Raw genomic sequence first — 12779 nt, forward strand, 5'->3', positions numbered from 1 at the left:
GCCCGCTTCGTGCGGGCGTTTTTTTTGGGCGTTTCGCGAATGCGGGTCAGGCGGGCAACAGGACCGACGGGCGGCGTCCGCGGAACAGAATCAACGCCACGATCCCGATGTTCATCAGGTTCCAGGCGATGCCATTCACGAAGGCCATCTGGTAGGATCCGGTGACGTCGTAGATCCAGCCCGACATCCAGCCGCCAAGCGCCATGCCCACGATGGTGGCGAACATCACCGCGCCGACCCGCGCACCGGCCTCTTTCGGGGGCATGTATTCGCGCACGACGACCGCATAGCTGGGCACGATTCCGCCCTGGCTGAGGCCAAAGACCATCGAGACGAGGTACAGCGACACGATCCCCCCGGCGGGCAGGTAGAGCAACAGCGCCAGGCACTGCAGGACCGACCCGATCAGTAGCGTGCGCACACCGCCCAGCCGGTCGGCCAGCAGGCCCGAGATCAGCCGAGAGACGACGCCCCCCATCAGCATCAGCGACAGCATCTCGGCCCCCACGGCCGGGCCATATCCAAGGTCGACGCAATAGGCCACGATATGAACCTGCGGCATCGACATCGCCATGCAGCAGCCGATCCCGGCGAGGATCAGCATCCACTGCAGCGTGGCGGGCCGAAAGCCGGTGGCCGCGGCACGGGCGCTTGCGGCGGCGGCGGCGCGGGCGGTGGCCTCGACCGGGACGCGGGCGCGCAGAAGGAACGACAGCGGCACGACGATCGCGGGCACGATGACCGCCAGCGCCAGATAGGCCGCGCGCCAGCCGTGATCGGCCTGCACGCCGGACAGAAGCAGCGGCCAGATCGCCCCCGACAGGTAGTTGCCGCTGGCCGCGATCGCCACCGCGATGCCGCGCCGGCGCAGGAACCAGTGCGAGATGTCGGCGATGAGCGGGCCGAAGCTTGTGGCCGACCCGAAGCCGATCAGGACATGCAGCAGCGACAGCGTCCAGACCGATCCGCTGAGGCCCGAGGCGGCGAAGCCCACAGACATCAGCAGCGCCGACGCGATCAGCGCAGGTGTGATGCCGAAGCGGTCGACGACACGTCCGGTCAGCAGGTTGCCAAGCGCGAAGCCCGCCATCGTCAGCGTGTAGGGCAGCGACGCCCCGGCGCGATCCACGCCGAACTCGGCCTGGACCGAGGGCAGAACGACGATTACCGCCCACATGCCCACGTTGCCCGCCACCGCGATGCTCAGCGTCAGGGCAAGACGGCGCCAGGAGGCGCGGCTGTCAAGCGTGTCCGAGGCGGCGACGAAGGCGGTCATGGGCGGGACGCTAGCGCCGCGCCGTCGGGCCGTCCATCGCGCGGGCGCAGCGGCCGCCGGGCCTTTCCTTCGCACCCGCAGCATGTATGCTTCGGGCGAAACGAAACCGGAGGGCCCCGATGTCACTGAGCGGAAAGACAGCCGTCATCACCGGATCGAATTCGGGGATCGGTCTGGGCATCGCCTGGGAACTTGCCCGCGCCGGCGCCGACGTGGTGCTGAACAGCTTCACCGACCGTGACGAGGACCACGCGATCGCGCTTCGGATCGCCGCCGAGACCGGGGTCAACGCGCGCTATGTCGCGGCCGACATGTCGAAGGGCGACGCGTGCCGCGCCCTGGTCGAGGCGGCCGGGGCCTGCGACATCCTGGTGAACAACGCGGGCATCCAGCACGTCGCGCCGATCGACGCCTTCCCGGTCGCGAAATGGGACGCGATCATCGCGATCAACCTGACCTCGGCCTTCCACACCACGGCCGCGGCGCTGCCGATGATGCGCAAGGCGGGCTGGGGCAGGGTGATCAACATCGCGTCGGCCCACGGCCTGACCGCCTCGCCCTACAAGTCGGCCTATGTCGCGGCCAAGCACGGGATCGTCGGGCTGACCAAGACCACCGCGCTCGAGACCGCGGAAGAGCCGATCACCGCGAACGCGATCTGTCCGGGCTACGTCCTGACGCCGCTGGTCGAGGCGCAGATCCCCGACCAGATGAAGACGCATGGCATGGATCGCGAAACCGTGGTGCGCGAGGTGATGCTGGCACGCCAGCCCTCGAAGCAGTTCGCCACGGTCGAACAGATCGGCGGGACCACGGTTTTCCTGTGCTCGGATTCGGCGGCGCAGATCACCGGCACCACGATCAGCGTCGACGGTGGCTGGACCGCCCTTTAGGCACGGCCGCCCCCGGACAACCGGACACCCGGACACAAAGCCCCAAAAAGCAAAACGGCCCCGCGAAGGGGGCCGTCTGCATCCGGTTTCCCGGAAGGGTCGTTGGCTCAGTCGGCCATCGCGACGGCGGCCACGAGAGCGAGCACGATCACCGGAACGATCCAGGCGCCACCGGTGCCGGTCGATTCTTCGACGATGATCTCGGGCTCCATGACGGGCTCCGACATGCCGCCGGCGTAGGCAGCGGTGGACATCGTTGCGACGGCGGCGAGGGCGATCGCGGTATTCTTGATGAGGGTCATAGTTGCACCTGTGTGGTTAGATTGCGAATTTCTCTCTAGCCCTCACCGGCGCGCGCAGCAATCGGGAACTGTGATGGAGTTAACGCCTTGTTGCGTTATTGATACAGCGCCCGCTTTCGTCAGGCGTGGCTATTCCGCGGCGCGCTCGGCCGGGGCGGGCCCGGTGACGGGCGTGGTCTCGATCGCGGGGCCGTCGGTGCCCGCTGGATAGACGAGACCGGCCGAAATGATCAGCTTGGCGGCGTCCTCGACGCTCATGGTCAGTTCGATCAGGTCCGAGCGGGGCACATAGAGCAGGAACCCGGACGTCGGGTTCGGCGTGGTTGGCAGGAAGACCGACACGATTTCACTGTCGACGGGAATCTGGCGCGCGATCTCGCCCTTCGCATTGGTCGAGATGAAGGCGATCGCCCAGATGCCGGGGCGGGGATACTGGACAAGGCAGGCCTTGTCGAAGCTGGTCTCGGTCTGGGCGAAGACCGTCTCGGCGATCTGTTTCAGGCCGTTGTAGACCGAGCGCACGATCGGCATCCGGTCCACAAGCCCCTCGGCCCAGCCGATCAACGACCGCCCGATAAGGCCCTTGGCCAGCCATCCCACCATCACCGTGAAGATCAGGAAGATAACGACGCCGACGCCGCGCAGGTTGATGCCGATGTATTGTTCGGGCCGGTAGGTGTGCGGGATCAGCGGCAGCACCCAGCCGTCGATCCAGCCGACGACGGTCCAGACCAGCCAGATCGTCACGGCGATGGGAACGATCACCACAAGACCGGTCAGAAAGCTCGCGCGCAGACTGCCCAGAAGGGTGCGTCGCCGCTTCGGTTCGTTGTGGTCGTCCAGAAGGCCGGTCATGGCAGGGTGTTCCGTCTTGCCACGTCGAATCTAGGCATTCCGTCGGCCCGCGACAACAGCTTCGCCACGTGCCGGGCCGTCAGGGCGATCATCGTCCGCGATCCCGTGCAAGTTCGGACGCAATGGCCGCCGCAAGGCGCGCATTGTTGAGCACAAGCGCGATATTGGCCCGAAGCGAAGCCCCGTCGGTCAGCTCGTAAAGGCGTTGCAGAAGATAGGGCGTGACCGCCTTGCCGGTGATTCCAGCCATCTCCGCATCGGCCTGCGCCCGGCGGATCAGGGGCTGCAACGTCTCGCGCCGGATCTCGGCCTCGGCCGGGATCGGATTGGCGACGAGCTGTCCGCCCGGCAGACCCAGCGCCGCGCGCATGCGGTGCGCGGCCGCGATCTCGGCGGGGGTGTCCATGCGCAGGGGGGCCGCAATCCCCGATCCGCGCGACCAGAAGGCAGGGAACTCGTCCTGACCGTAGGCGATGACCGGAACGCCATAGGTTTCAAGGACTTCCAGCGTCTTGGGCAGGTCAAGGATCGCCTTGGCGCCGGCAGCGATGACGGTCACCGGCGTTTCCGCCAGTTCGCGCAGGTCGGCCGAGATGTCGAAGCTTTCCTCGGCCCCGCGGTGGACCCCGCCGATCCCGCCGGTGGCGAAGACAGCGATTCCGGCCTGCGCGGCCGCGATCATCGTGGCGGCGACCGTGGTGGCCCCGGTGCCGCCGCGCGCCAGGCACACCGCAAGATCCGCGCGCGAGAGCTTCGCCACCCGCCGCGCCCTGGCCAGCGCCTCGAGGCCCGCGTCGACAAGCCCGACGTGCAGCCGCCCGTCCATGACCGCGACCGTCGCCGGCACCGCGCCCGCCCCGCGCACCGCCGCCTCGACCGCGCGCGCGGTCTCGAGGTTGTCGGGATAGGGCATGCCGTGGGTGATGATCGTCGATTCGAGCGCGACGATCGGCTTGCCCCCGGCGCGCGCCTCGGCCACCTCGGGCGAATGGACGATATCGATGGTCATGACGGAACACCCCCCGAGACATAGGCAGCGGCTGCGGCCAGGGCAGCTTGAAGCGCCTCTTGCGGACCTTCGCCCGCGGCTTCGGCCGCGATATGCGCGGCCATGAACGTATCGCCCGCCCCGGTGACGCGCGTCACCAGCACCTCGGGTGGACGCGCGGTCAGCAGGCCGTTGGGGCCGGCCTCGGCGGCCAGCGCGCCGCCATCGGTCACCAGCACCCGCGCCGCGCCCGCAGCGACCAGCGCCTCGGCCGCCGCGGGCGCCGTTTCGTGGCGGGCATGGGTCAGGATGTTCGCTTCCTCGAGGTTCACGTAAAGCGTCGCGTGCGGCGCGGACAAAAGCGGCTGCAGCCGGTCGGCCTTGCCGGGCGAGGCCGGCGCCACCCGCAGGTCGGCCCGTGCCAGCAGCGGGCTTTCGGCGACCTCGGCCAGCAGTCCGATGGTCAGGTTGCCGTCAAGGGCCACGGAGCCGGCGAAGGGCGCGACCGCGCTGCCCAGCCGACCGTCCTCGAGCGGGCGGAGGATCTTCGCGCCCGCCGCCTCAAGCGAATGGGCGTCGGCAATTGCCGCCACCAGGCCGTTCGCCCCCTCGATCGCCATGTAGACATCGGTGGGCAGGTCGTCCGAGCGATAGACATAGTCGGTGATCAGGCCATGCGCGCGGGCGGCCGCGACAAGGTCGTGTCCTTCCTCGTCTTGCCCGATGGCGGTCAGAAGGGCGGGGCGCTGGCCGAACCGCTTGAGCGCCATGGCGATGTTCATCGCCACTCCGCCCGGAATACGCGTGATCCGCCCGGGCACGTCCGATCCCACCCGCATCACCGCCGGGGCACGCCCGATCACGTCCCACAGGACCGATCCGATGCACAGGATGTCGGGACGCGCCGTCATGGCGCGCATGTTGCCCGACCGGCCGCGCGCTGCAAGGCTCAATCGCCGCCCGCGGCACGCCCCGGCGTCTGACACACCCTTGGCCGACACCTGACGCGCGGGCCGGGTGGACAGGCGTCAGCCGCCGGTCGACGCGTTGGCGCGGTAGTAATCCCAGACGTCGACGACGCTCCCGTCGGGAAGGGTGCAGGTGCCGCCGCTTCCATCGGGCTGGCTCAGGGCGTAGGTGCCGCCCTGCGCGACGCAGAAGGTCGCGGCGGGATTGGCCAGCTCGGCCTGGTCGCTTTGCACCGAGCAGGCGGACGCCCCGGCAAGGGCAAGCGGCAAGAGGATGGTCGGGGATTTCATGGGTGGTCTCCTGTGCAGGGCGATATCCCTGCCTAACGTCTCGGGCGGCCCTTGTCATTTGCCGTGCGATGGCTTAGACGCGCGCTCACTTCACAGGCAGGGCTTGGGCCTTGCGGGGGAGACATCCCCGCAGGTCCGCCGGTTGAGGGCAACCTCTGACGCTCTGCCGAGGCGCAAACCGGAAAGGAAACGACATGGCGCTCCCCGAGTTCAATCTGCGTCAGCTTCTGGAAGCTGGCGTTCACTTCGGCCACCAGACCCAGCGCTGGAACCCCCGCATGGAGCCGTTCATCTACGGCGACCGCAACGGCATCCACATCATCGACCTGACGCAGACCGTCCCGATGCTGGACGCCGCGCTCAACGTCCTGCGCGAGACCGCCGCCAAGGGCGGACGCATTCTTTTCGTCGGCACCAAGCGTCAGGCGCAGAAGCCGATCGCCGAAGCCGCCGAGAAGTGCGCGCAGTACTACATGAACCACCGCTGGCTGGGCGGCACGCTGACCAACTGGAAGACCGTGTCGCAGTCGATCAGCCGTCTCAAGCAGATCGACGAACAGACCGCGCAGGGCTTCGAGGGCCTGACCAAGAAGGAACGCCTCGGGATGGAGCGCGAGCAGGCCAAGCTTCAGGCCTCGCTTGGCGGGATCCGTGAGATGGGCGGCGTGCCCGACCTTCTGTTCGTCATCGACGTGAACAAGGAAGACCTTGCGATCCTCGAGGCCCGGAAGCTTGGCATCCCCGTGGTCGCGGTCGTCGACACGAACTGCTCGCCCGCGGGCATCGACTATATCATCCCCGGCAACGACGACGCCGCCCGCGCCATCGCGCTTTACTGCGATCTCGCCGCGCGCGCCGTGCTTGACGGGATGAGCGCCCAGATGGGCGCGGCCGGCATCGACATCGGCGCGCTGGAAGAAGCCGCCGTCGAAGAGGCGCTGGCCGAGGCGACCGCCGAGGACGTGACCGCGACGGCCGAGTAACCCGGACCGTCACGACGCCTGCACCGGGCGCGGGGAATTCCCGCGCCCCTCATCCTTTCAAGACCTGAGGAGAGCCGAGATGGCAATCACCGCTGCACAGGTGAAAGAACTCCGCGACATGACCGGCGCGGGAATGATGGACGCCAAGAAGGCGCTGACCGAAACCGATGGCGACATGGAAGCCGCCGTCGACTGGCTGCGCACCAAGGGCCTTGCGAAGGCCGCCAAGAAGGCCGACCGCGTCGCCGCCGAAGGGCTGGTGGGCGTGATGGTCAAGGGCGGCCGGGGCGTCGCCGTGGAAGTGAACTCGGAAACCGACTTCGTGGCGAAGAACGCCGACTTCCAGGCGCTTGTCCGCAGCATCACCGATGCCGCGATGGCCGCCGGCGACCTTGACGCGCTGAAGGCCGCCCACGTGGGCGGCAAGACCGTCGAGGACACGCTGACCGCCGCCATCGCCACGATCGGCGAGAACATGACCCTGCGCCGCATGGCCTCGGTCGAGGGCGAAAGCGTCGCCGCCTATGTCCACAACGCGGCCGCCGACGGCCTTGGCAAGATCGGCGTCCTGGTCGCGCTGAAGGGTGCCGACGCCGGCATCGGCAAGCAGCTTGCGATGCACATCGCCGCGACCGCGCCGATGTCGCTGGGCGAGGCCGACCTCGATCCCGCGATCGTCGAGCGCGAGCGCGAGGTGCAGACGCAGAAGGCGCTGGAAGAGAACGCCGAATCGTCGAAGCCGAAGCCCGACGCGGTGATCCACAACAACATCATCCCCGGTCGGATGAAGAAGTTCCTCGAAGAGGTCACACTTCTTGGCCAGAAGTTCGTGATGAATCCCGACATCACCGTCGCGCAGGCCGCGAAGGATGCGGGCGTCGAGATCACGGGCTTCGTGCGCATGGCCGTGGGCGAAGGCATCGAGAAGAAGGAAGAGGACTTCGCCGCTGAGGTGGCCAAGGTCGCCCAGGGCTGACACGCGCAAGACATCCGGGCCAGTGGTCCGGCGGGGCGGGCGGACCTTCGGGCCCGCCCGTTTTCGTTTCCGCGGGAGGACGGCGCGAAACCGCGCCACCGGCACGAAACGCGGCCCCGGCTTGCACCGGGGCCGCCCCTCACTCGTGACTGAGCACCGTTTGAGGAGGCAAGGCGTATGGGGCCGCCTCGCCATGCCCGGCCGCGCCCATTGGGGATGAGAAAGCGCCGACCCGGCAGGTCTGTGTGCCGGTCCAGGCAACGGAAAAATACGCCCCTGAACCGACGGTCCGGTTTCCCGGTCCCCTCCTGTTGCACCCGATATCGCGGGCTGTTGCGGAGGGCTTGTTCCTAGGCTAACGCCACCACTCACGGAACACACACATCATGCGCATTAATCTTTCGTCAGGAAAGTCGGGGAATCCTTACCTAACGTCACCGTGATCGACGGCCGATGCGCCGCCGCACGCCGGCGCCTAGCCCTGGACGGCGTAAAGCTGGTTCTGGAACGAAGCCTTGAGCACCGCCTGCGCGGTGGTTTCGACGTCCAGCGCCTCGCGCGCGAGGCGCAGGTGCTTCTCGATCGTCGCGGCCGAGATTCCCATGATCGCCGAGATATCCTGCGTGGTCTTGCCGTCGCCCACCCATTCCAGAACTTCGCGCTGGCGCGCCGTCAGCGCGCGGCCCGGAGGCGTGTAGGGCAGGGTGGTGAAGACCAGGTGCGTCACCTGGCACATGACGTGGATCTCGTGGCCGCATCGTTGCCAAAGTGCGTCCACATCGGCCTGCGTCAGGCCCGGTTTCGCCGTCAGTCCAAGACCCGCGCGGTTGCGCACTTTCTGGTCGTGGAAGCTGATCGTATAGCCGGCGGTGACCCCCATCTGGCGGTTGAAGGCGACGACCTCGCGCTCGCGCTCGGAAAGCGCGTCAAAATTCCGTTCGACCCAGCTCCATGAACAGGCGCCGGTGTTGCGCAGCGCCCAGTTGAACATGGGGGCGTCGAAGTAAAGCCGGTCGTCGATGAAGCGCTTGGTATACTCGGGCGTGTGGGTCGACAGGATCATGAAGTCGCCCGGCCCACCCAGCCCGAACGTCGTCATGTTGCGCGTGAAGCCATAAAGCAGCCGGTCGAAGCCGTATGTCCGGAGTTTCTCGGTCAGAAGGGTCCAGACCTCTTCGACCGAGCGCGACCCGATCGCGCGATCGATATAGGCCAGCGGCATCTCAGGCCGCTCCCAGATGCACCGCCATGGCCCGCACCGCCAGTGGATAGCCCGCCGCCCCAAGGCCGCAGATCTGGCCAAGCGCGACCGGAGCGATATGCGAGACATGGCGGAACGCCTCGCGCGCATGGATGTTCGACAGGTGCAGTTCGATCACCGGGATCGCAACCGACGCGATCGCGTCGCGCAGGGCGATCGAGGTATGCGTATAGGCGCCGGCGTTCAGCACGATCCCGTCATGGCGCCCGCGCGCGGCATGGATCGCATCTATCAGCGCGCCTTCGTGGTTCGACTGCAGAACCTCAAGCGCCACGCCCAGCGACGCGGCCTCGGCGCGGCAGGCGTCTTCGATCTCCGACAGGGTGGTCGCGCCATAGACCTCGGGCTGACGAGTGCCCAGCAGATTGAGGTTAGGCCCGTTGAGAACCAGAATAGACGTCATTGTGAAATCCCCTGATTGCAACGCATTACAAACCGAAGCCGGACCTGTCGAGAGAGGTCGAGAATTCCCTTTCCGATTGTTGCGCGCATGATACCAAGCACTTCGGGAAGCCACGAGGAACGGCAGGACGCGCGGGCGATGAACGATCGGTGGGACGTTGTCATTGCGGGCGGCGGCATCATGGGCGTCTCGGCCGCCTTCTGGCTGACGAAGGCCGGGGCGGGGCGCGTCTGCGTCGTGGAACCCGACCCGGCGCTGACGCACAGTTCGACCGCCCTGTCGGTGGCCTCGATCCGGCTTCAGTTCAGCAACCCCGTGAATGTCCGCGTCTCGGCCTTCGGCATCCATTTTCTGAAGTATATCCGGGATTTCCTTGATCTTCCTGACGTCCCGGATCGGGTTCATCTTCAGGAAAACGGCTATCTCTTCCTGGCCGGAACGGCCGAAGCGGCCGCGCGCATGGCCGATCTTGCGGCGATGCAGCAGGCCGAGGGCGCGGCGACGCAGCTTCTGTCACCCGACGAGATCGCCGCGCGTTTTCCCTATCTTGCGACCGACGATGTCACGCGTGGGTCCTGGGGGCCCCGCGATGAAGGCTGGTTCGACAACATGGGCCTGCACGACCTCTTGCGGCGTGCGGCGCGCGCGCAGGGGGCGGTGTTCATCGAAGACCGCGTGACGGCGCTGGTGCGCGCGGGCGACCGGATCGAGGGCGCGGTGCTGGCATCGGGCCTGCGGCTGGACTGCGGCACACTGGTCAACGCCTCGGGCACGGCAGCGGCCAGGCTGTTGCGTTCCTTCGGTGAAGATATCCCGGTAGAGCCACGCAAACGCACGGTTTTCGTCGTCGATGCGCCAAGGGCGCGGCACGCGGACGCGCCGCTGCTGATCGACCACCAGGGCTACTACGCGCGTCCCGAGGGCCGGCACTGGCTGACCGCGACCGTGCCGCAGGAAGACGGTCCGGCGGATCCGCAGGACTTCGGGCCCGATTGGCATCTGTTCGAGGACGTGATCTGGGAGCGGATCTGGCGGCGCATGCCGGACTTCGACGAAGCGCGCGTGATCCGCGCCTGGGCCGGGCATTACGCCTTCAACACGCTGGATCAAAACGCCATCGTCGGCCGCTGGCCGTCATGCCCGAACCTGATCCTGATGAACGGCTTTTCCGGCCACGGACTGCAGCAGGCGCCGGCCATGGGCCGCGCCGTGGCGGAACTGATTGTCGACGGGGGGTACAGGACCCTCGATCTGTCCGACCTTGGACCCGAGCGCATCCTGAGCGGGACACCGTTTCTGGAACAGACCATCGTGTAAGTGCCTGTCCGGCCCGGGTATATCCGTATTTTACATAATACAGATTATGCGACTTTCAGATTGCCCGGAGATGACCCCTCATCCCAGGGCGTATCCGGCCCCCCGGACGGTGCGCACCGGGTCCTCGCCCCCGTGCTGGCACAGCGCCTTGCGCAGTCGCCCGATGTGGACGTCGACCGTGCGCGTGTCGACATAGATGTCGCGGCCCCAGACGCGATCCAAAAGCTGCTCGCGCGACCAGACGCGGCCGGGCTTTTCCATGAAGGTCGACAGAAGTCGAAATTCGGTCGGCCCCAGCTTCACCGGCTTTTCGCCGCGCGTGACCTTGTGCGTTTCCGAATCAAGGACGATGTCGCCGTATTCCAGCCGTTGTCCCACCGTGGCCGGTCGCGTGCGGCGCAACTGGCTGCGGACGCGGGCCATCAGTTCGACCACGGAATAGGGTTTGACGACATAGTCGTCGGCGCCGGTTTCCAGCCCCCTCACCCGGTCGACCTCTTCCGAGCGCGCCGACAGCATGATGATCGGCACCGCGCGCGATTCCGGCTTCGACTTGAGCCGCCGGCAGACCTCGATCCCCGAGACGCCGGGCAGCATCCAGTCCAGCACCACGACGTCGGGCTGGTTTTCCTCGAACAGCAGCAGCGCCTCGTCGCCGTTTTCTGCCTTGGCGACGCTGAAGCCCTCGGCCTCGAGGTTGTAGGCCAGCACCTCGCGCTGTGCGGGCTCGTCCTCGACGACGAGGACCCGGGGCTGGTCGGCCGACATCACACGCGCCCCTTGTCGAGCGTCTCGTAGGGCGTGCGGTCGTCCTTGGGACGGGCTTCCTCGGGATAGTCGCCGGTCACCAGATAGATCACCTGCTCGGCGATCGAGGTGACGTGATCGCCCATCCGTTCGATGTTCTTGGCGATGAAGTGCAGGTGCATGCAGCCGGTGATGTTGCGCGGGTCCTCCATCATGAAGGTCAGGAACTCGCGGAAGAGCGCGTTGTACATCTGGTCGACGTCGGCGTCGCGCATCCGCACCTGCTGGGCCAGCACCAGGTCGCGCTGGATATAGGCGTCCAGCGCGTCCTTCATCATCAACTCGACCTCGCGCGCCATGCGGCGCAGCGACTTGGCCGAGCCTTCGACAGGCTGCATCTGGATCAGCACGCCGGTGCGCTTGGCGATGTTCTTGGCATAGTCGCCGCAGCGTTCCAGATTGGTGGCGACCTTCAGCACGGTCAGCACCATGCGCAGGTCCGATGCCGTGGGCGCGCGCAGGGCGATCAGGCGCGCGGCTTCTTCGTTGACCTGCTCTTCCAGCGCGTCGATCGGCTTGTCGCCGTCGCGCACCTGCTTGGCAAGTTCCTCGTCCCGCGTCTCGAGCGCCTTCGCGGCGTTCAGGATCTGCGCCTCCACGAGGCCGCCCATCTTCATGATCAGCGCCTGGATCGACTCGAGATCGCGATCGAAGGCAGACTGGATGTGTTGTTCGCTCATGTGTGCTGCCCTGCCCTAGCCGATCCGTCCGGTGATGTAGGATTCGGTGCGCGGATCCTCGGGATTGGTGAAGATCTGTCCGGTCTCGCCGTATTCGACGAGATGACCGAGATGGAAGAACGCGGTCTTCTGGCTGACGCGCGCGGCCTGCTGCATCGAATGCGTCACGATCACCACCGAATAGTTCTGGCGCAGTTCGTCGATCAGTTCCTCGACCTGCGCGGTGGCGATCGGGTCCAGCGCGGAACAGGGTTCGTCCATCAGAAGGACCTCGGGTTCGGTCGCGACGGCCCGCGCGATGCACAGGCGCTGCTGCTGGCCGCCCGACAGGCCCGTGCCGGGCTCGGCCAGGCGGTCCTTGACCTCGTCCCAGATCGCGCCCCGGCGCAGCGAACGTTCGACGATCTCGTCCAGATCGGCCTTGCTGCGCGCCAGGCCATGAATGCGCGGGCCATAGGCGATGTTGTCGTAGATCGACTTGGGAAAGGGGTTGGGCTTCTGGAACACCATGCCCACCTTGGCGCGAAGCTGCACCGGGTCGACCTTGGGGTCATAGATGTTCTCGCCGTCCAGCGTGATCGTGCCTTCCACCCGGGCGATCGGGATCGTGTCGTTCATCCGGTTGATGCAGCGCAGGAAGGTCGACTTGCCGCAGCCCGACGGGCCGATGAAGGCGGTGACGGTCTTGTCCTCGATATCGACCGAGACGTCCTTCAACGCGTGGGTGTCGCCGTAATAGACCTGCACGTTGCGGGCCGAGACCTTGGTGTCGTTCATCT

Annotated in this window: 15 protein-coding genes; 4 read left to right on the forward strand and 11 right to left on the reverse strand. The window is 66.9% G+C overall.

Annotation, left to right across the window (positions count from 1 at the left end; translation table 11 throughout):
- Positions 1 to 46 precede the first annotated feature (46 nt).
- On the reverse strand, positions 47 to 1276 hold the full coding sequence (locus ACRDNQ_RS06405) for an MFS transporter (protein WP_431827797.1): 1230 nt from the start codon (positions 1274 to 1276) through the stop codon (positions 47 to 49).
- Between the two features lie 119 nt (positions 1277 to 1395).
- Here ACRDNQ_RS06405 and ACRDNQ_RS06410 point away from each other — a divergent pair, with 119 nt between their 5' ends.
- Positions 1396 to 2169: a 3-hydroxybutyrate dehydrogenase gene (locus ACRDNQ_RS06410; RefSeq protein ID WP_431827798.1), complete on the forward strand. Its 774-nt coding sequence runs from the start codon at positions 1396 to 1398 to the stop codon at positions 2167 to 2169.
- Between the two features lie 107 nt (positions 2170 to 2276).
- Here the strand turns inward: ACRDNQ_RS06410 and ACRDNQ_RS06415 are convergent, their stop codons facing one another.
- From ACRDNQ_RS06415 to ACRDNQ_RS06435, 5 genes are all read right to left on the reverse strand, one after another.
- Positions 2277 to 2471, reverse strand: a complete 195-nt coding sequence (locus ACRDNQ_RS06415; RefSeq protein ID WP_431827799.1) for a hypothetical protein — start codon at positions 2469 to 2471, stop codon at positions 2277 to 2279.
- A 129-nt stretch (positions 2472 to 2600) separates the two neighbouring features.
- Positions 2601 to 3326 carry a DUF502 domain-containing protein gene (locus ACRDNQ_RS06420; RefSeq protein ID WP_431827800.1) on the reverse strand — a complete coding sequence of 242 codons (726 nt, stop codon included), beginning with the start codon at positions 3324 to 3326 and terminating at the stop codon, positions 2601 to 2603.
- Between the two features lie 88 nt (positions 3327 to 3414).
- A complete protein-coding gene (locus ACRDNQ_RS06425; protein ID WP_431827801.1) occupies positions 3415 to 4335 on the reverse strand; it encodes a pseudouridine-5'-phosphate glycosidase in 921 nt (306 codons plus the stop codon).
- Positions 4332 to 5225, reverse strand: a complete 894-nt coding sequence (locus tag ACRDNQ_RS06430; protein WP_431827802.1) for a PfkB family carbohydrate kinase — start codon at positions 5223 to 5225, stop codon at positions 4332 to 4334. Before ACRDNQ_RS06430 ends, ACRDNQ_RS06425 begins: the two co-directional genes overlap by 4 nt.
- A 117-nt stretch (positions 5226 to 5342) precedes the next feature.
- Positions 5343 to 5573 carry a putative hemolysin gene (locus ACRDNQ_RS06435; protein ID WP_431827803.1) on the reverse strand — a complete coding sequence of 77 codons (231 nt, stop codon included), beginning with the start codon at positions 5571 to 5573 and terminating at the stop codon, positions 5343 to 5345.
- 194 nt (positions 5574 to 5767) lie between these two features.
- Between ACRDNQ_RS06435 and rpsB the strand changes: the two genes are divergently transcribed.
- On the forward strand, positions 5768 to 6556 hold the full coding sequence (rpsB, locus tag ACRDNQ_RS06440; protein ID WP_431827804.1) for a 30S ribosomal protein S2: 789 nt from the start codon (positions 5768 to 5770) through the stop codon (positions 6554 to 6556).
- 79 nt (positions 6557 to 6635) lie between these two features.
- Positions 6636 to 7532, forward strand: a complete 897-nt coding sequence (gene tsf, locus ACRDNQ_RS06445) for a translation elongation factor Ts (RefSeq protein WP_431827805.1) — start codon at positions 6636 to 6638, stop codon at positions 7530 to 7532.
- A gap of 475 nt (positions 7533 to 8007) precedes the next feature.
- Here the strand turns inward: tsf and ACRDNQ_RS06450 are convergent, their stop codons facing one another.
- Together ACRDNQ_RS06450 and aroQ are read right to left on the reverse strand one after the other, a co-directional pair.
- Positions 8008 to 8754 carry a LuxR family transcriptional regulator gene (locus tag ACRDNQ_RS06450; RefSeq protein WP_431827806.1) on the reverse strand — a complete coding sequence of 249 codons (747 nt, stop codon included), beginning with the start codon at positions 8752 to 8754 and terminating at the stop codon, positions 8008 to 8010.
- A gap of 1 nt (position 8755) precedes the next feature.
- Positions 8756 to 9196 carry a type II 3-dehydroquinate dehydratase gene (gene aroQ, locus ACRDNQ_RS06455; protein WP_431827807.1) on the reverse strand — a complete coding sequence of 147 codons (441 nt, stop codon included), beginning with the start codon at positions 9194 to 9196 and terminating at the stop codon, positions 8756 to 8758.
- An 87-nt stretch (positions 9197 to 9283) separates the two neighbouring features.
- On the opposite strand from aroQ, the gene ACRDNQ_RS06460 reads away from it, so the two are divergent.
- Positions 9284 to 10513 carry an NAD(P)/FAD-dependent oxidoreductase gene (locus tag ACRDNQ_RS06460; RefSeq protein ID WP_431827808.1) on the forward strand — a complete coding sequence of 410 codons (1230 nt, stop codon included), beginning with the start codon at positions 9284 to 9286 and terminating at the stop codon, positions 10511 to 10513.
- Positions 10514 to 10591: 78 nt separating this feature from the next.
- On the opposite strand, the gene phoB is transcribed toward ACRDNQ_RS06460, so the two are convergent.
- From phoB to pstB, 3 genes are read right to left on the reverse strand one after another with little or no spacing between them, the layout of a single operon-like run.
- Positions 10592 to 11281: a phosphate regulon transcriptional regulator PhoB gene (gene phoB, locus ACRDNQ_RS06465; RefSeq protein WP_431827809.1), complete on the reverse strand. Its 690-nt coding sequence runs from the start codon at positions 11279 to 11281 to the stop codon at positions 10592 to 10594.
- Positions 11281 to 12000, reverse strand: coding sequence for a phosphate signaling complex protein PhoU (phoU, locus tag ACRDNQ_RS06470; protein WP_431827810.1), 720 nt, complete (start codon positions 11998 to 12000; stop codon positions 11281 to 11283). The genes phoB and phoU overlap by 1 nt, the downstream gene beginning before the upstream one ends.
- A 15-nt stretch (positions 12001 to 12015) precedes the next feature.
- Complete coding sequence (gene pstB, locus ACRDNQ_RS06475) at positions 12016 to 12777, reverse strand: phosphate ABC transporter ATP-binding protein PstB (protein WP_431827811.1); 762 nt, start codon at positions 12775 to 12777, stop codon at positions 12016 to 12018.
- Between the last annotated feature and the right edge of the window lie 2 nt (positions 12778 to 12779).

The sequence above is a fragment of the Saliniferula longa genome (assembly GCF_050789285.1).
GTDB lineage: Bacteria > Pseudomonadota > Alphaproteobacteria > Rhodobacterales > Rhodobacteraceae > CAVPWP01.